Consider the following 17,630-nt stretch of genomic DNA (forward strand, 5'->3'; position numbering starts at 1 on the left):
CCAAAAGTGGCGGTATTACGCTTAAAGCGCAGCACTGATGGTGTCTAAAAAATCGGAGACGTTTAACTAAAAAGCGGGGGCGCTCGGCTGCCAACCGTTTGAACGAAAGGCTGAGGAAATGTAGGGCAAAAGTAAGGGATAGGCTGGCGCGGTTTTGTTATTTGCGCCTTTGCTATAGCCGTGGCTTTTACCAATAAACCGACTAACACCAACGCGATAGTGGGAACGATAAATTGTGAAAGCGTGTGATCAGCAAGTGCAATAACGAAAGGCTCGAAAACCAAGCTTTCATTAAATGCACTGACAAACTCTGTAGCGTCGGCCATGGTGCCACTAATAACTAGCGCAACATTCAGCAACAGCACCATATTAGCTAGCCACAGCATAGCGCCTACACCATTGGTGTAGTTTACTGCGGGTCTAATTAATGAATTCAATTCGCTTAAAAAAGCGAAAGAACGTGGTGCCATAGTGGGTAGTATGCCTTATAAAAAATGCACTAGTTACTTACTTCAAAGATGAAGCAGGCGTGGCAGGTTAAAGGCAATCGTTATTGAGTACAAGTTAGTGTTCGAATTGCTCTCAGGCCATTCCTTTACCACTGAAACGAGTAATTTTCCATTTATTTAACATGTGAGAATTACTCTTCCAAATTATGCAGTCTGCTTTACTTAAGCTGTACCTTTGGTTTTTAGGCATTTCATGATCATTTGACGTGTCACTTGCTTCTTTTAGAAAGAAAGCAATGTAAATTTTTCGTTTATAAAAACTTGGCAAAAAAGAGAATGTTGAAAAGTTTATGATGCGGTAAGTTTCAGATAAATACGATAAATCACGAGAATTAGTTAGGGAGCATGGAGATTGAAGCAGGTATTAGAATGACCAGCACTGCCGGCCATTCCCTGCTAGTACTTACCCTTGCCAGTTTTCACAGCCAGATATTTTTTTATCAATAACTAAATCGCCCTCAACCTCATATGCAATGTAACCAATTAAGAATGAAAAGACGACAGAGTCTGCGGTAACATCAGTTAAGCCAACGGCGCATTTGTCGCTCTCAATCGCTTTATCGGCAGCTTCTTTTACATTTGGAATACCTAGAGGGAAAATAATCACCGGCTTGCTGTCTTCACCTTTCACTCGAGGGCCTTTCACAAAATCCCCTTTGTTTATATCAATATTTTTTGTTGAAGCGAGAGTAAAGTCAGCAACTCGTTGTGCGCAGCCTGAAGAAAATAATGCGCTTAAAATAACTAAAGAAAAGAATGCTTTTTTCATAATTTAAAACTACTTAATAAAAGGGCGCGCATTATTCCATAAGCTGTGCGACTTCGTGAAGCTATTAATAACCATTTCTTCTTTTTTTCAGATACTTAGAGCAAAAAAAGACCAACAAACAAAAAAGGCGCTGAGTGTTAACCCAGCGCCTCTCTTTTGGCTTCTTTTCTGTCCTACATCACTGTCTACATTTTCATATACTCTTATGTATACGTTATAAGCAATCCATTGATATACAAGGACTAGAGGAGAGCGGCTTTGATTACATCATGCCGCCCATACCGCCCATGCCGCCCATATCAGGCATTGCAGGAGCTGCTGCTTCGTCTTTAGGTAGTTCAGCTACCATTGCTTCGGTAGTGATCATTAGTGAAGCAATTGAAGACGCGAACTGTAGCGCAGAGCGCGTTACTTTAGTTGGGTCAAGAATACCCATCTCCAGCATGTCGCCGTAAGTGTCGTTACCTGCGTTGTAACCGTAGTTACCGTCGCCGTTCTTCACTTCGTTAACAACTACTGATGCTTCTGCACCTGAGTTGATAGAGATTTGACGTAGAGGCGCTTCCATTGCACGTAGTGCAAGCTTAACACCTACAGTTTGATCTTCGTTGTCGCCAGTTAGGTCAGCAAGTTTAGCTGCTGCACGAACTAGTGCTACACCACCACCAGGCACCACGCCTTCTTCAACCGCTGCACGCGTTGCGTGTAGTGCATCTTCTACGCGGTCTTTCTTCTCTTTCATTTCAACTTCAGTTGCTGCACCAACCTTAATTACTGCAACACCGCCAGAAAGCTTAGCTAGACGCTCTTGAAGTTTTTCTTTGTCATAGTCAGACGAAGACTCTTCAATTTGACCTTTGATTTGAGCACAACGGCCTTCAATCGCTTCTTCGTCGCCGTTACCGTCAACAACTGTTGTGTTGTCTTTGTTGATAACTACGCGCTTAGCAGTACCTAGGTCTTCAAGCTGAACTTTTTCAAGGTCTAGACCAATCTCTTCAGAGATTACAGTACCGCCAGTTAGGATAGCGATGTCTTGAAGCATTGCTTTACGACGGTCACCAAAACCAGGTGCTTTAACCGCTGCTACTTTAACGATACCGCGCATGTTGTTTACTACTAGAGTAGCAAGCGCTTCGCCTTCAACATCTTCAGCGATAATCATAAGCGGCTTACCAGCTTTCGCTACGCCTTCAAGGGTAGGAAGTAGTTCGCGGATATTAGAAATCTTCTTATCAACCAATAGGATGAACGGGTTGTCTAGTTCAACAGTACCGTTTTCTTGGTTGTTGATGAAGTATGGAGATAGGTAACCGCGGTCAAACTGCATACCTTCAACAACGTCTAGTTCGTTTTGAAGTGCTTGACCTTCTTCTACAGTGATTACACCTTCTTTACCTACTTTTTCCATTGCTTGAGCAATGATGTCACCAACTTCTGCATCAGAGTTTGCAGAGATAGTACCTACTTGTGCGATAGACTTGCTGTCTGCACAGTCAGTAGAAAGGGCTTTAAGCTCTTCAACTGCTGCAACAACCGCTTTGTCGATACCGCGCTTAAGGTCCATTGGGTTCATACCCGCTGCAACGCTCTTAAGACCTTCAGTTACGATAGCTTGCGCTAGAACGGTTGCAGTAGTAGTACCGTCACCCGCTTCGTCGTTTGCTTTAGACGCTACTTCTTTTACCATCTGAGCGCCCATGTTCTCGAACTTGTCTTCAAGCTCGATTTCTTTCGCTACAGATACACCATCTTTAGTGATAGTAGGTGCACCGAAAGACTTGTCTAGAACAACGTTACGGCCTTTTGGACCTAGTGTTACTTTAACTGCGTTAGCTAGTGTGTTTACGCCTTTTAGCATTTTGCTGCGAGCGTCATCACCAAAACGTACTTCTTTAGCTGCCATGATTAAATTCCTCTAAAATTCGTTTTAACGTTAGTTGTAATTACTCAACAATCGCTAGAATGTCGCTTTCGCTTAGGATTAGTACTTCTTCACCATCCAGCTTTTCTGTTTTAACGCCGTAACCGTCGTTGAAAATAACGGTGTCGCCTACTTTAACGTCTAGCGCTTTAACTTCGCCGTTCTCAAGAATGCGACCGTTGCCTACAGCGATTACTTCGCCGCGTGTAGATTTTTCTGCTGCAGAACCAGTCAGAACGATACCGCCTGCAGATTTGCTTTCTTGCTCTGCGCGCTTAAGGATTACGCGGTCGTGTAAAGGACGAATTGCCATTTTCAAGTCTCCTGAAAATTCCACTATTCAAGTTTATGTGATTACCAACATTCAGATTGTCTGAATGTTGTGTGCCTGGGTTGCTCATTGCTGAGCAGTTAAAATCGTTTCTGCACGGATAGATGGGGTAGTACCCTGATAACTTCAAGGGTTTTTAAGCAAAAAAATGTAAAAAATTTGGTTTTTTCTCTAAATACTTCTTTTTATTGGGCAAGTAAACGCCGTTTATCGCGGTAAACGGCGTTCATAACCTAAGGGAGGGGCCAGTAAATTAGGGCCTGTAGATGTTTTTATTTTAAGCGCTTATCTGGGTCGTTGGTGGTGCGATCTGAGTACTCACCTTCAAATACATCACCATCGTTGTTGTGTGAGCGTGAACGCTCGTCGAAAGGGCTTTGCCCAAACGGTGACTGACCTTGCCCGAAACCTGAAGCTCCCGGCCCCATACCAGGCCCCATTCCCGGAGCAACAACGCGCATTTTCATATGCTTACTGACCTGTGCAGCAAAGAAATGACGAGAGCCTGGCATTGCTAAAAGGAAGCCGAAGATATCAGTAATAAAGCCTGGCGTAACAAGTAAAATGCCGGCAACCACTAGCATTAATCCTTCAACCAGCTCTTTTCCAGGCACTTCATTTCGCTGCATTTTCTCTTGTGCCGTCTGCAGCGTACTCACACCTTCGCGCTTAACAAAATAAGCACCAATAAAGGCAGAAAGAATGACCAAGCCAACGGTATTCCAGCCACCAATCACGCTGCCTACATTAATAAGCAACGCAATTTCTAAAATAGGTAATAGGGCAAACAGTATAAATAAAACCCGCAAAATGCTTCCTCTTTCATGTATTCATAACCTGTTATAAGGTCTTTGTACGTAATAACAAGAAAAGGTGCCCATCCTTTCGCTTAAATAGCCACTTAAAGCGACCGATAACGACCGTTATATACTTTGGCTGTGAAAGAATAGTGTGGAGTTTCAGGTCTATTATGCATCGGCTCATTAGCAAAGTAACAGGCGCAAACAAGGTAGAATACGTTTATGACAATAAAGCTTGTACTGTGTACCACTCCAGATGAAAAGTCAGCGCAGTTGATTGCCAGCACCTTGGTTAAAGAAAGGCTTGCAGCTTGCGTGAATATTGTTAAGGGTATTGAGTCTGTTTATGAGTGGCAGGGGAAGGTAGAAACCGACGCAGAATGCCAACTGCTTATTAAAACGAACACACAACACGTTTTACAGGCCTTCGATAGAGTAAGTGAACTACATCCGTATGATGTCCCTGAATGGTTAGAACTTAATGCTGAGGCTAGCAGCGCTTACGGTCAGTGGTTACAAACCACGCTACAGCGCTAGTTAAAACGTTATTAATAAAAATAACGACAACGCAAAATAGATAAAAATGAACTGTAACTTTATGAATTTACCTTCTTTCTCATCAGGCACTTCATCAGCTTCACTGTTTCGTCGCTTTAGCGCTTATGTACTTTCAGCATTTTGTTTAATGACGTTATTAAGCACGTTCGCATTGGCTCAGGTGCCCAATGCCTTTGACGATCCTTTTGCAGATGAACCCCAGTTTTTAGATGTAGACCAAGCGTTTGCGTTTGATTTCAACCAAAAAGGCGACATGCTTACGGTAAACTTCGATATTGCCGAAGGCTATTATCTGTACCTAAAGCAGTTTAAGTTTGTGGCGAAACAAGCCGAAATTGGCGAGCCTGAGTACCCAAATGGGGTAATGATTCAGGATGAGTTTTTTGGCGAGTCTGAAGTGTTTTACAACGGCGTATCTATTACTTTGCCTATCGAATCAGCACTCAGTGACGGCGTAGTTAAAATTCGCTATCAAGGCTGTGCTGACGCAGGGCTTTGCTACCCGCCCACTGTGAAAGTCGTGTATTTAAATGAAGTGGGAAGCAGTGCAGTTGCTGAGACAGATACGGCCTCAGAATCAAATAACGCAGCAACTTCTTCACAAAGCGAGCAGTTCGATTTGGCGCAAAGGCTAATCGATAAAGATAACCTTGCTCTTACTTTAGCTCTATTTTTTGCACTAGGCGTAGGCTTAGCCTTTACACCTTGCGTATTTCCGATGTATCCCATTGTGTCGGGCATTGTGATTGGTCAGGGCAAACCTAAAACCGCATCGCATTCATTCTGGCTAACCTTCGTTTATGTACAAGGTATGGCGATCACGTACTCGCTGCTTGGATTAGTGGTTGCGGTAGCTGGCGCGCAGTTTCAGGCAGCACTGCAACACCCTGTGGTGTTGGGCGTATTTATTATGCTATTTGTGGCGCTTGCCGTTGCTCTGTTTGGTGGTTTTGAAATTCAGCTGCCAGCAAAGTATCAAGAAAAGCTCACTCACATGAGTAACAATCAAACGCCCGGCAGTTTTGCAGGTGTGTTTATTATGGGTGTATTGTCTGGTCTTATCGCTTCACCCTGCACTACTGCGCCGCTAACCGGCATATTGCTATTCATCGCTCAAACTGGCGATATGACGCTAGGTTTTGTTTCGCTTTACTTGTTAAGCATAGGTATGGGTGTACCGCTCATTCTGTTCGGCATGACGGGCGGTAAGCTGCTACCTAAAGCGGGTAACTGGATGAATATGGTTAAAGTAACCTTTGGTTTCATGATGCTTGCGGTAGCCATTGTGTTTATAGAGCGTTTATACAATAGCCCTGCCACTGGCTTCCTATGGGGGTTGTTAGGTTTTGGTCTATTCGGTTATTACTGGGCACTTAACCGCGCAAGTAAGAACTCACTGATGAAGCTTGTACGCGCTGTTATCGTTGCAATGGGAATTATGGGAAGTGCTGGGCTTACTTATCAAGCAGGGCTCAATACCGGGCTTTGGGGCGAACACGCTGATGGTGTTCACGCAGGGCACCCAGACTTTGTTGTTGCAAGAGATTTGGCAGACTTACGTAATAAAATAGCGGCGGCTAACGCACAAGGTAAAACCGTGATGGTCGATTTGTACGCCGACTGGTGCGTTGCCTGTAAGGAATTCGAAAAATACACATTCCCAGACGAGCAAGTGGTATCTGCGCTTAGCAATACAGTATGGATGCAAATGGACCTTACCGATAATACGCCAGAGCGCCAGGAGGTTTTTGACACCTTCACTGTGCTAGGCTTGCCTACTATTTTGTTTTTTGACGAAAACGGCGACGAGCTAACTAAAGCGCGTGTGACTGGGTTTATGAAAGCAGAGGCCTTTGCTAGTCATGTGAACGAGTGGCTTAACAGCGCTAAAACCAACCGCCGTCAGAATGAGCGCGCCAATTGAAGTAATTAGTACTAAGAAGTGGAGTTGCCCATAGCGCATTGTTCACGGCGTTAACGGCGACTTCAGTAATTCAAGTCATCGAAGCATTCACTTAATTTTGCAGCCCCTGTTAGTCCCCCCCTAATTAAACCGTGAACTAATGCTCTTATGCTTTCTATCGCCTGCCTCTCAAAAACGCAGCATGCAGGGATCTAACACCAGCATTCCGAGCAAATAAAACAAAAAACTTTGCGCCGAAAACACCTGATTAGACCAGTATTTTGCTGCGAAATCTTTATCTATCACTATAATCATCAGTTAACACAATAAACGAGCAGATAAATTGGCTTTTTTTCGTGCAACTGTCACAAAAGTTTGTTGAAATGGCAACAACAGTGACATTTTCCCGAAGATAGCAGCAAACTAGATGAATATTTTGTTATTAAACGGTCCTAACCTAAATATGTTAGGCCAAAGAGAACCCGACAAATACGGCACGCAAACCTTGCAAGACATCGTTGATGATTTGCAAGCGCAGGCTGCGTCGAGCAACGTGAACCTAACGCATTTTCAATCTAACGCTGAGTTTGAACTGATCGACCGCGTACACGCAGCTATGGGAACTGTTGATGCCATTATAATTAATCCTGCTGCCTTCACGCACACCAGTGTCGCCCTTCGCGATGCATTGTTAAGTGTCAATATTCCGTTTATTGAAGTGCATTTGTCGAACGTTCACGCCCGTGAACCTTTTCGTCATCATTCTTATTTTTCTGATGTTGCAGCTGGCGTCATTGTTGGCCTTGGTGCCATGGGCTATTCGCTCGCGCTGACTGCGGCAATCAATTTACCGAAATCGCCAAAATAGAGCAGAGACAGAACATGGATATTAGAAAGATTAAAAAACTCATCGAACTAGTGGAAGAATCTGGCATTGCCGAGCTAGAGATCACTGAAGGCGAAGAGTCTGTACGCATCCACCGTGGTCCAACAGGTGTTCAAGCGCCAATGAACTACAGCTTTGCAGCACCAGCTGCACCGCAAATGGCCCCTGCCCCAGCTGCCGCTGCAACAACAGCGTCAGAAGCGCCTGCTGCAGAGCCAGCTCAGCCAGACGGTCACGTTGTTAAGTCTCCAATGGTAGGTACGTTCTACCGTGCATCTTCACCAACGGCAAAACCATTTGCAGAAGTTGGTCAGCAAGTAAAAGTTGGCGACACGCTTTGTATCGTTGAAGCGATGAAGATGATGAACCAAATCGAAGCAGACAAAGCAGGTGTGGTCAAGGCAATATTGGTTGAAAACCAAGACCCTGTAGAATTCGACCAGCCAATGTTCATCATTGAATAAGCGAGTGCTTAACTATGCTAGATAAAGTACTTATTGCTAACCGAGGCGAGATTGCCCTACGTATTTTGAGAGCCTGTAAAGAACTGGGCATCAAAACCGTAGCTGTGCACTCGACTGCGGATAAAAACTTGAAGCACGTGTTGCTAGCTGATGAATCAATTTGTATTGGTAAAGCATCGGCAACCGAAAGCTACCTTAATATACCGCGCATTATCGCTGCGGCCGAGGTCACAAATTCAATCGCTATTCACCCAGGTTACGGTTTCCTAGCGGAAAACGCAGACTTTGCTGAAGCGGTAGAAAAAAGCGGCTTTATTTTCATTGGTCCTAAAGCTGAAACTATCAACCTTATGGGTGACAAAGTTTCTGCTATCAACGCCATGAAAAAGGCAGGCGTACCTTGTGTACCTGGCTCTGACGGCCCGCTAACCGACGACGCTGAACGCAACAAAGCGATTGCAAAGCGCATTGGTTACCCAATCATTGTTAAAGCCGCTGGCGGCGGTGGTGGTCGTGGTATGCGCGTAGTTCGCAGCGAAAGTGAACTGGTAAAAGCCATTGAGACCACGCAAGCGGAAGCTGGCGCAGCCTTTGGTAACGCAACGGTTTACATGGAAAAATTCCTTGAAAACCCGCGCCACGTAGAAATTCAGGTATTAGCCGATGGACAGGGCAACGCCATTCACCTAGGTGAGCGTGACTGTTCAATGCAGCGTCGTCACCAGAAAGTGGTTGAAGAAGCGCCTGCACCGGGTATTTCTGAGCAAATGCGTGCAAAAATTGGCGATCGTTGTCGTAGAGCCTGTATCGAAATTGGTTATCGCGGCGCAGGTACGTTCGAGTTCCTATATGAAAACGGCGAGTTCTATTTCATTGAAATGAATACCCGTATTCAGGTAGAGCACCCAGTATCTGAAATGATTACCGGCGTTGACCTTATTAAAGAGCAACTTCGCATTGCCGCAGGTCAGCCACTGTCAATTGATCAGTCGCAAATTCAAATTCGTGGCCACGCTATTGAATGCCGAATTAACGCAGAAGATCCACAAACCTTTATTCCTAGCCCTGGTCCTATCGATATGTTCCATGCGCCAGGTGGTTTGGGTATTCGTTGGGAGTCGCATATCTACGCAGGCTACCACGTGCCACCTTACTACGATTCAATGATTGGCAAGCTTATCACCTATGGTGAAAGCCGCGACGAAGCGATTGCTCGTATGCGCCATGCTCTTGAAGAGATTGTGGTTGAGGGCATAAAAACAAATATCCCTCTTCAGCGCGCCATTATGGCCGATGAAAACTTCTTCGCAGGTGGAACCAACATCCACTACCTAGAGAAGAAGCTAGGTTTAGCCTAATCCCCCCTTTGGGCTGCACAGTGTCTTTTGTGTAGCCCAATTTTCTACCTTCGCTATTCGCTATTCGCTATTCGCTATTCGCTATTCATAACATTCTAATTTTCCGATTACCACAATCAATTTTTAACGATTTTCCTATTTAAAAATTGGCTCTATACTGCATACAAGTTTTAAGACATCTCCCTGAGTTTGAAACTTTTTGTGTGTTTACCCTTATTGGAGTCCCACTCCACTTATTGCCGGCATCCCTGCCGGCTTTTTTTTGCCTTTTTCCCATTACATTGCAATTTATTTGCGCCAATTAATTAGATTTAATGTATAAACTAATTAGTCATGCCGTGTAGGGTTCAATAAGTGCGAAAACCGGTTTTTCTTGTTTTACCACTCATCATTGTTACTGGAACTGACGCTCTCGCAGAGCCAATGTCGCCTTCCTTCTCACAGAAGCTAGACATTCAAGTTCGATACGATGAACGCTCTAATCGCCCTAGCAGAGAACAATACCGATTGCGCTACTATCCCTCTCTAGCAATCACCTCAACGTGGTCAGTAAACAGCTTTGTTGTTACGGGCGATGACTTTTCATCAAGCCACAATACCTTCGGCAGCGATAACACTGATTACCTCTATGCGAGACGACTTTATTTAAGGCACGAGAACGATTACGGCAAAACCGAGTTAGGCATTATACCGACTTACAAAGGGCGTGTTTCTTCCACCGGCTTATCAAAAGATGGTTGGATAACCGGGGTACGTCACGTGAGGCAATTACAAAACGACACCGCCATTGAAGTAGTAGTTGGCCAACTAGCTAACGCAGAAGCGTCTGAAGCCTTTAATATTGGGGGAGAAGATGAATATTTCGAAGTAGAGTACTCAGCAAAAATGGGCCAACGCCACAGTTATGAGGCCAGTTTTGAAAAAATGCTCGGCGGTACATTCGCTCGTGCAGAATATCGGTTTCGAGTAAACGACGAAGATACGGCGTTTGTTGAATTAGTGCAGCGTATTGATGAAAGTGCCGGAAAAGTTGTAGTGGGCACCAGCGGCGAATTTGCAGCCAGTGCGTTTAACACGTCATACCCTATAGAATACTTCGCATACTACTCCTACATAGACAGCGACTTTGGCGAACGCGCTGAACTAATTGAAGATTTCTTGGGAACAGGTCACGGTGGCTCGCTGGAATTTAGCGGCGTATTATCTGAAAAGCATGATGTCGAGTGGTTTGTCAGAGCGGATGTTGTAGATAGCGTGAGTCGGTTACTGGCCGGCGTAAAGCTTTCCTTTGAGAGTTAAGCGACTGACGCTCTTCAGCGCCTTAACACAACTGATATCACGAGAACGGCTAAGCCAAATAAAAAAGGCCCATCAAACGATGGGCCAAACAGCAAGAACGCGTACACACTTTAACAGTGCATAATAGATTACGAGCTGGTCTGCCAATACGTTCAGTTATTTCAGATTACGTATTTTTAACCTAGCCTACTTTCATCCAGCTATTGGTTTTACTAAAATCAGGCGAAGTAAGTTAGTCAGGATTATTAGGTCCATGGCTAAAAAGCTTTAAGTTTTACCCGCAACAAAAAGGTGTTCTTGTGCCAAGCCGCTACGCTCAGTTCAAAGAAAAACTTCCCATTTCTCGCCTTTCTGATGAAGTGCTTCTTGCATTTCGGGTTTTATTCGATGCTCCACTTGATATTGTAGATTTAGCGCAAGATATTGCGGATTTGGCGATATACCCTGAACGCTTAAAAGAGAGCTACAGAAAAGAGTGGGAGGCCTATGTTCTCAAAGCGCTTGCTTTTGAAATTAGGCAGCACGACGATTTATCCACTGCCGAGTTTATAGAACTCATGATGAGTAAGGTTGAAGCATTGCAGCAAAATGATGAAACCTACCAAAATCTTTTACGTCAGGTTCACCATGCGAAGAGCATTCTGCAATCAGAAAACACGGTTGTCTTCCCAACGCCTTTGCGCCAAGAACTAACCGCGTTTCTTTTACCTATAACCACTATTACTCCGCCAAAGAAGTAACTTGGGCTAATTCACGTTGTCAGACTGGTAACGCCAAACAAATACTTATCAAAATTACTTATTGGCACTTTTATATTTGTACTGCGAAGGACAATAACCCCTATCCACTCCTTCTGGGCGCAAGCTCGCGTGTTTAGTTTTTCTGCCCGACACGCGCTCACGCCAGTTTTTAAAGGTTTTTTGTTTAAGGTTCTTACGCATAAGCTTTATCACGTCTTTTTCCGGCAGCCCGTATAAACGTTCAATTGCTTCAAACGGCGTACGATCTTCCCACGCCATTTCAATAACTCGTGATTCTTGTTCTTCAGTTAATGCCATGTTTTACATCTCAATATGCACGTTATAACTCAACTCAATACTGAGTTTACGCGCATTTTGTTCAGTGCCCATATGCTAAAAAGTTTAATAACAACGTTATTAATTCGCCGACAGACCCGTCAATTCATCATCTTTCTCAAACGCCAGCTTTAACAACTCGGCAGCAGCCTTGGCATCACTTAACGCGCGGTGGTGCTGTTCCATTTCGATATGGAAGTGCTTGGTTAGGTTAGCCAGTGAGTAAGATGGCAGCCCGGGGTAAGTGCGGCGCATCTCGCGAACGGTGCACATTTTAGGTCGCCTGAAGTGCTGCTCTAGTCGCGCAAACTCTTGTTTAATGAAGCCATAGTCAAAGTTCACATTATGGGCAACAAACACAGCGTCTTCAGTAAAGCGCTCCACCTGTTCTGCAACTTCAGCAAACAGCGGCGCGTCTGCCACCATGTCATCCGAAATCCCGGTAAGACGGGTTATGTTACTAGGAATTCTGCGCTGCGGATTCAACAAGGTTTGAAATCTATCGACCTCTTCACCGCCGACTAGTTTAACCATGCCTATTTCGGTAATGCGGTTATAACTATTGTTTCCACCGGTAGTCTCAATATCCACTACGACATAGGGTTGAGCTGGGTCCCGCACCCAATTCACTGTCGTTACAGCAACGTCAAACCCGGCTTGCTGCAAACGCTGAATGGAAACCAATTGGTTTCGACGAAGCTGATCGCCCGGCGCTTTTATCTCTTCAAAGCGAAGCGCGCCGTCAAACACCATAATGTCGGGGAAACCATCGCGCAGGCTTTCAAAATCTTTACACATCATGCGAAGTAAAGCATAGATACTGTCGAGAGAACCGTGTTCTATCAGAGCCTCTAAAGGCGTAAGCAAATGGCTTGACCACATAAACAGGCTGTTCACTTTGCCATAGTGCATTGTGGCCATTTTATGAATGTGCAAGCGCAGTTTCTCTTTGCTATCAAGGGCAAGCAGCAGTGCTTCAATACTTTGCTCAAACTTGGCGTAAAAGTTATTTTGCTTAAGCGATAATGGCCTGCGATCGAACTCAGTAACCAGCGTATCTTCTTCGTAAAGTTGCTTCCAAAAAGTAAGACCGAATAAACTTCGCCACAAACGGTTTTCTGTGCGCCAGCCTTCTGCGCCTTGCCTTGCATAATGGGCCAATACGCCGCGTTCTACCTGCTGATTTTGGCTTACATCAATATCTAACGACCTGCTTGCATTTCGTAGCATATCGGTAACGGTACTGGTACGCTTTTTATGGTATTTACGGGCATAAAAATCTTCGGCAAACGCTAATAGCGTATCAGATTGAGGATTATCAATAATGCCCTCAAGAGCTTGTTTGACGTCATCTTCTTGTCCGTCTTTATAGCTCTCTCTTAGCCACTTTTCTTTCGCTTTATCGCTTTGCGCTAGTTTTAAAATGTCTAACCCTTTGGCCCTATCGAAAGCCAACACTTTAAGCCCAAGTGCGTAAAGCAGCTGATCGCGATAGAAACTGGCTGACACACCTTCTGTAGCAGGGAAATCACTATCCGCTAAGGCAAGTAACATATCATTGTTATAAAAGGCTAGCTGGCTATAGTGGTTGGCGTAAAACCAAGCTGCTTGCGCATCGCTTTTACTTTCAAAGCGTGCAGTATCGGTTACCGAATCGGAGCGGGTTCTCATTACACCGAGATCGCGCATAGAAAACTGATTCAGACGGCTTTTGGTATTACCGAAATAGATAAACAGTAAATAGCGAAGCGCATTATCAAATAGACACACTAAATAGTTGTTTAGCGAAAAGCTCTCTGGCCAGCCTCTAGCACCGATATGTTCATTAAGTAACGTCACGAGTTTAGGCTTAGTGAGAGACGCGAGCCCCTGCGTACTGCCGTATTCAGCAAGAAGCGCCAACAACGCATCTTTGGTTAGAACGCCGGCGATATCATTAAGCGACGCGTTCGAAAGGTCGCCAAACCACCCGCTATCAATGAGACAATCTATTTGTGCTTGCGGCTCGGTTATTTCGCCGTAGTTAAACTGGGTTCTGTCAATAACCGCATATTTGCGATTTGCAGCGCGCACCACAATACATTTTTTATCATCGTTTAATGCGTTGAAGCGCTCAACAAAATCAGCTGCCTCATCACTCAAAAGCATGCTGTTAACACCTTCAAAGAACTTAAGGAACTCGTGAAAATGTGTGAGGTAATAACGTGGCGGTAAATCTTTTCGCATGAGGTATCTTTGGCTATGAAAACACCAGTAGTGTATATTTATACAGCCAAGTTAATCAAATTAAATCCATATCGAATGTATTTAAAGTCTACTGGCCGGTATTAGACCAAGCCATTTATTAAACACGCACTCGCTGTTTAGACACCCACTGAAAGAACGTTGAAAGCTGCTCGTCATCTAGTAAGCGTTGTAAATTAAAATAGTGCTTGGCCAATGTCATCTCATCATAAAAGCGATGTATGCCGCTATGGCACTGCCTACAAATATAAATACCGTGCTGCAGTTCGGCTTTGCTAAAGTGCCTTTTGAAATAGGTGCGTCGGTGCATTTTTTTCGGGATAAGATGATGATAAGTAAGTCGCGTTTCTCTATTACAACACGGGCAGTTTCCTACTTTATTTGCCACACCATCACCTCTATTCATTCACCTTGCTGCTGTTTATTCGGGCTAATTATTAAGCCTTTCATTTAATAATGGCTATTGCGATTGCCTCAGCGCGTTCTTTTCATAAATAACGGGGTATTTTGCTAAAGAAAATCCACTCGTCTTAGCATTACGTAATAAACACTATTCATGATTAATAAGGCAATGAAATATGAGTTTAACCCGTTCCATGGGCTTCTCCTGCCCTTACTGTATGGCGCCTAATGACGTTGAGATAGATGAGGTCAACGATGTGGGTCAAGTCCAAGTACTCGACTGTCAGGTCTGCTGCCAACCTATAGAGTTGACCACTTATCAGCATGGTGACGACATTCAAATTGAGGCAGAACGAGAAAATGACTAAGCAGTTTACACGCAGCGAGATAGATGCGCTTGCACAGCGATACCGAGCTAATCTAGTCAATAGCTTGTCTGGCTTTAAGTCGGCTACGTTAGTGGGTACCACAAACGGAAACACCAACAATTTAGCCATTGTAAGCTCGATCGTTCATGTGGGTGCTAACCCGCCACTTATAGGCATGATAATGCGCCCACATACTGTGGTACGAGATACCCTTAGCAATATTAAGCAACACGGCTTTTACACGCTAAATCACGTGTCGACTGATTGGGTAGACAAAGCGCACCAAACGTCTGCTCGCTATGCTCCAGATGAGAGCGAATTTGAAGCTGTGGGTTTAACGCCGCAGTTTAGCGAGTCATTTAGTGCACCGTTTGTTAAAGAAAGCGAAATCAAGATGGGCTTAAAAGTGGCGCAACATTTAAAACTGCTTAACGAAACCGAAATGGTTATTGGAGAAATTCAAGAGCTTCATATGCCAGAGAGCATTATTGATGAAGACGGATACGCCGATATAGAAAAAGCAAACACTGCCTGTATTTCTGGATTAGATAGCTATCATAACACTACGCGTGTTGCACAGTTTGCCTACGCCAAACCCGGAGTCCCCTTAGCTAAAAAATGAACTTGTAGCAGATAGAAGGGTCTGATAATTACTATCGGGTATTATTACTCTGAAGTTTATTTAATCTAGATCAAGTGAAAATAAGACATTTCATTCGATCTTTTTTCAAAAAGAGATAGTATTTAAACATTACACAAAACCTGCCTCTTTGGGCAGGTTTTTGCGTTTAAGACACTGAATAAAAAAGAATCATTATCGTTTCTATCTCTTAAGGAGAATGTTATGAAATCTGTAAACCGCCGTGACTTTTTAAAACTGTCTGGCTCTACAGTTATCGGTCTTACATTAGGTGGTGTAGCGTTACGTGCGCAAGCTCAAGAACAATTGAGCGCAGATGACCCAACTGCGAAAGCATTAAACTACACACCGTCTTCAACCGTTGAAGGTGCAAAATGTGCAAACTGCATGTACGTGCAGGGTGCCGATGGCGAACAATATCGCCCTTGTAACATTTTCCCTAATAAGCTGGTTAACGCTGATGGCTGGTGTAGCGCTTGGGTTAAAAAGCCAGGTTAACAACTTTAACCATTGTAACTTCACTTAGCGCCCGTCTATTGTTAGTCGGGCGTTTTGTTAAGTTATAAACAGTCGTGTAAGTATCAGCACGTACGCTAGCCAAGTCCGCCTATCTATCGTGTGTAGTGACCTATCGTGTGTAGTGACCAACAAAATGAAATGATGACTATTTTTCGCTGAACTAAAAACATTGGGCGTATTCAACCAACAATTTCATTTAGCGAAACACGAGATAGCCACTTATTGTCCAAACAAACCTCTAACTGCCGCAGCCAAGTTGAAAGTGCTCGGAGATGGCTTTTTGAAGACACTTGTGTGCTTAACCATGATTCATTGTCAATTAACCATAGCGGCGAGTTTTTAAGGATTTCAGAAGTTAATGCGATGGGTGGCAACGATAAGGCTAATGCAGCTATCGTTTGATACTGCCTCAGTTCGTGAGCCTTGACTAATTCAGCTTTCATACGACTAAGTTCATCGATGGTAAAGATCTGCAACTTGTGCAGTCGCTTGGTAAGTTGTGGACCAACGCCTTGAAGGCGAATGACCTCAATATCGCTTTTTAAGCCTTTCCACTTCGCTGGCACCAAAGGTGTGTCCATAGAGTGAACATTATAATGGACGTCTAGTAACCACCCATCTTGTGCAAGCGGGTAGCGTTGGAGATCAAGTTGAGGTGCGGCTTCACTATTACTTTCGTCATCGGTTAGCTGGCCCATTCTTACTCGGATACTCTCTACACCGAAACTAGACTGCTGACCGGCTATGGTATTCATTACCGTTGCCATTTCAGCATGTATCAACCAAATTAAGCTCTGTACGTCAGTAGAAGTACTCATAAAATGGACTTGAAGTGAATTTCTACTTCGCTGTAGATGTTGGCGCTACTTTGAGCGTCTTGCGGTGCGCGATTACTTGCAGGCGTAATGTTAAGCCTTGTTTTTGTCAGTTTTGACGTATCGATAACCCCGGCAAAACGATTGGCTACTGACAAATTACTCAGAGTTAAGTTTCTGTTTATTGTTGCGTTGCTATTCGGTGCTGAGTTGCTCTCTTCCTCCTCTCCCTGAGAACTATCGTCCTTCATGCTAAAAGTGAGCTTAGCATTGATCTTACCATGATCGACAGACAGCTTAGGAATGCCGTTTGTCAAAACACCAGAGAGTAATTGCCGTTGCTTTTGTGCAATCTTTAGCATGACAGCTATTTTTACTTTCTTTGCTCCTTCTTCGGTTAATTTTTTGCCTGAAAAGTCCTGTTTTTCCTCTAGTGAAATTCCTAGGTCTTTAAAAAATGGGGGGGACTCTTCTTTTTGTTGCGTCGGTGCTTGATACGGTGCGCCCTTGTAGACCGCGTGCTCTGTATCGCTATCAAACGGATACCGATGTTTGAGATTCTCTTCTAATTGGAAAACAAGTTCATCGTCTTGCATACATATTGCAACAAACTCGTCGTCTGAAAGTGACAATAGACTGCTTAGTTCTGATATTTTATCTTGTTGTTCGATTTGCGATGCGAGAACCGCACCAAACGTATCTGAGATGAGCTTTGCCACAAACTCGGCAAAACCCAGCTCATTAAGAGCTGAGTTTGACATGGCG

Annotated in this window: 20 protein-coding genes; 10 read left to right on the forward strand and 10 right to left on the reverse strand. The window is 44.2% G+C overall.

Annotation, left to right across the window (positions count from 1 at the left end; genetic code table 11):
* Positions 1-62: 62 nt before the first annotated feature.
* The 5 genes from ACYX4W_RS02565 to ACYX4W_RS02585 form a co-directional block, all read right to left on the reverse strand.
* Entirely contained in the window at positions 63-470 is a 408-nt protein-coding gene (locus ACYX4W_RS02565; RefSeq protein ID WP_476074589.1) for a hypothetical protein, read from the reverse strand.
* A 442-nt stretch (positions 471-912) separates the two neighbouring features.
* On the reverse strand, positions 913-1,278 hold the full coding sequence (locus ACYX4W_RS02570; protein ID WP_252119389.1) for a hypothetical protein: 366 nt from the start codon (positions 1,276-1,278) through the stop codon (positions 913-915).
* Positions 1,279-1,540: 262 nt separating this feature from the next.
* Entirely contained in the window at positions 1,541-3,184 is a 1,644-nt protein-coding gene (groL, locus tag ACYX4W_RS02575) for a chaperonin GroEL (protein WP_476074590.1), read from the reverse strand.
* A 40-nt stretch (positions 3,185-3,224) separates the two neighbouring features.
* Entirely contained in the window at positions 3,225-3,515 is a 291-nt protein-coding gene (locus tag ACYX4W_RS02580) for a co-chaperone GroES (protein WP_012520088.1), read from the reverse strand.
* 290 nt (positions 3,516-3,805) lie between these two features.
* Positions 3,806-4,342 carry an FxsA family protein gene (locus ACYX4W_RS02585; RefSeq protein ID WP_474803750.1) on the reverse strand — a complete coding sequence of 179 codons (537 nt, stop codon included), beginning with the start codon at positions 4,340-4,342 and terminating at the stop codon, positions 3,806-3,808.
* Between the two features lie 213 nt (positions 4,343-4,555).
* On the opposite strand from ACYX4W_RS02585, the gene cutA reads away from it, so the two are divergent.
* From cutA to ACYX4W_RS02620, 7 genes are all read left to right on the forward strand, one after another.
* Complete coding sequence (gene cutA / locus ACYX4W_RS02590) at positions 4,556-4,870, forward strand: divalent-cation tolerance protein CutA (RefSeq protein ID WP_476074591.1); 315 nt, start codon at positions 4,556-4,558, stop codon at positions 4,868-4,870.
* A gap of 61 nt (positions 4,871-4,931) precedes the next feature.
* Positions 4,932-6,815 (forward strand): protein-disulfide reductase DsbD, encoded by a 1,884-nt coding sequence (locus ACYX4W_RS02595; RefSeq protein ID WP_476074592.1) that lies wholly within the window; start codon positions 4,932-4,934, stop codon positions 6,813-6,815.
* Between the two features lie 406 nt (positions 6,816-7,221).
* Positions 7,222-7,662 (forward strand): type II 3-dehydroquinate dehydratase, encoded by a 441-nt coding sequence (gene aroQ / locus ACYX4W_RS02600; RefSeq protein ID WP_474803741.1) that lies wholly within the window; start codon positions 7,222-7,224, stop codon positions 7,660-7,662.
* Positions 7,663-7,676: 14 nt separating this feature from the next.
* Positions 7,677-8,144: an acetyl-CoA carboxylase biotin carboxyl carrier protein gene (gene accB / locus ACYX4W_RS02605; RefSeq protein WP_015068439.1), complete on the forward strand. Its 468-nt coding sequence runs from the start codon at positions 7,677-7,679 to the stop codon at positions 8,142-8,144.
* Between the two features lie 14 nt (positions 8,145-8,158).
* Positions 8,159-9,502, forward strand: coding sequence for an acetyl-CoA carboxylase biotin carboxylase subunit (gene accC / locus ACYX4W_RS02610; RefSeq protein WP_118491308.1), 1,344 nt, complete (start codon positions 8,159-8,161; stop codon positions 9,500-9,502).
* Between the two features lie 423 nt (positions 9,503-9,925).
* Positions 9,926-10,801, forward strand: coding sequence for a hypothetical protein (locus ACYX4W_RS02615; protein ID WP_476075435.1), 876 nt, complete (start codon positions 9,926-9,928; stop codon positions 10,799-10,801).
* Between the two features lie 299 nt (positions 10,802-11,100).
* A complete protein-coding gene (locus ACYX4W_RS02620) occupies positions 11,101-11,541 on the forward strand; it encodes a hypothetical protein (protein WP_474803736.1) in 441 nt (146 codons plus the stop codon).
* Positions 11,542-11,595: 54 nt separating this feature from the next.
* Here ACYX4W_RS02620 and ACYX4W_RS02625 read toward each other — a convergent pair whose 3' ends face one another.
* The 3 genes from ACYX4W_RS02625 to ACYX4W_RS02635 all read right to left on the reverse strand — a co-directional run bounded on the left by ACYX4W_RS02625 (position 11,596) and on the right by ACYX4W_RS02635 (position 14,527).
* Complete coding sequence (locus ACYX4W_RS02625) at positions 11,596-11,859, reverse strand: TIGR03643 family protein (RefSeq protein WP_179984972.1); 264 nt, start codon at positions 11,857-11,859, stop codon at positions 11,596-11,598.
* Between the two features lie 99 nt (positions 11,860-11,958).
* A complete protein-coding gene (locus ACYX4W_RS02630) occupies positions 11,959-14,103 on the reverse strand; it encodes an exonuclease domain-containing protein (RefSeq protein ID WP_476074593.1) in 2,145 nt (714 codons plus the stop codon).
* 118 nt (positions 14,104-14,221) lie between these two features.
* A complete protein-coding gene (locus tag ACYX4W_RS02635) occupies positions 14,222-14,527 on the reverse strand; it encodes a hypothetical protein (RefSeq protein WP_476074594.1) in 306 nt (101 codons plus the stop codon).
* Between the two features lie 172 nt (positions 14,528-14,699).
* Between ACYX4W_RS02635 and ACYX4W_RS02640 the strand changes: the two genes are divergently transcribed.
* The 3 genes from ACYX4W_RS02640 (at position 14,700) to ACYX4W_RS02650 (ending at position 16,029) form a co-directional block, all read left to right on the forward strand.
* A complete protein-coding gene (locus ACYX4W_RS02640) occupies positions 14,700-14,891 on the forward strand; it encodes a zinc ribbon domain-containing protein (RefSeq protein WP_105932532.1) in 192 nt (63 codons plus the stop codon).
* Positions 14,884-15,513 carry a flavin reductase family protein gene (locus tag ACYX4W_RS02645; RefSeq protein ID WP_476074595.1) on the forward strand — a complete coding sequence of 210 codons (630 nt, stop codon included), beginning with the start codon at positions 14,884-14,886 and terminating at the stop codon, positions 15,511-15,513. Before ACYX4W_RS02640 ends, ACYX4W_RS02645 begins: the two co-directional genes overlap by 8 nt.
* A gap of 222 nt (positions 15,514-15,735) precedes the next feature.
* Positions 15,736-16,029, forward strand: a complete 294-nt coding sequence (locus ACYX4W_RS02650; protein ID WP_118491294.1) for a high-potential iron-sulfur protein — start codon at positions 15,736-15,738, stop codon at positions 16,027-16,029.
* A gap of 200 nt (positions 16,030-16,229) precedes the next feature.
* Here ACYX4W_RS02650 and ACYX4W_RS02655 read toward each other — a convergent pair whose 3' ends face one another.
* Together ACYX4W_RS02655 and ACYX4W_RS02660 are read right to left on the reverse strand one after the other, a co-directional pair.
* Positions 16,230-16,868 (reverse strand): hypothetical protein, encoded by a 639-nt coding sequence (locus ACYX4W_RS02655; protein ID WP_476074596.1) that lies wholly within the window; start codon positions 16,866-16,868, stop codon positions 16,230-16,232.
* On the reverse strand, positions 16,865-17,626 hold the full coding sequence (locus tag ACYX4W_RS02660) for a hypothetical protein (protein WP_476074597.1): 762 nt from the start codon (positions 17,624-17,626) through the stop codon (positions 16,865-16,867). The genes ACYX4W_RS02655 and ACYX4W_RS02660 overlap by 4 nt, the downstream gene beginning before the upstream one ends.
* Between the last annotated feature and the right edge of the window lie 4 nt (positions 17,627-17,630).

The organism is Alteromonas sp. ABH4_454 (genome assembly GCF_056311775.1).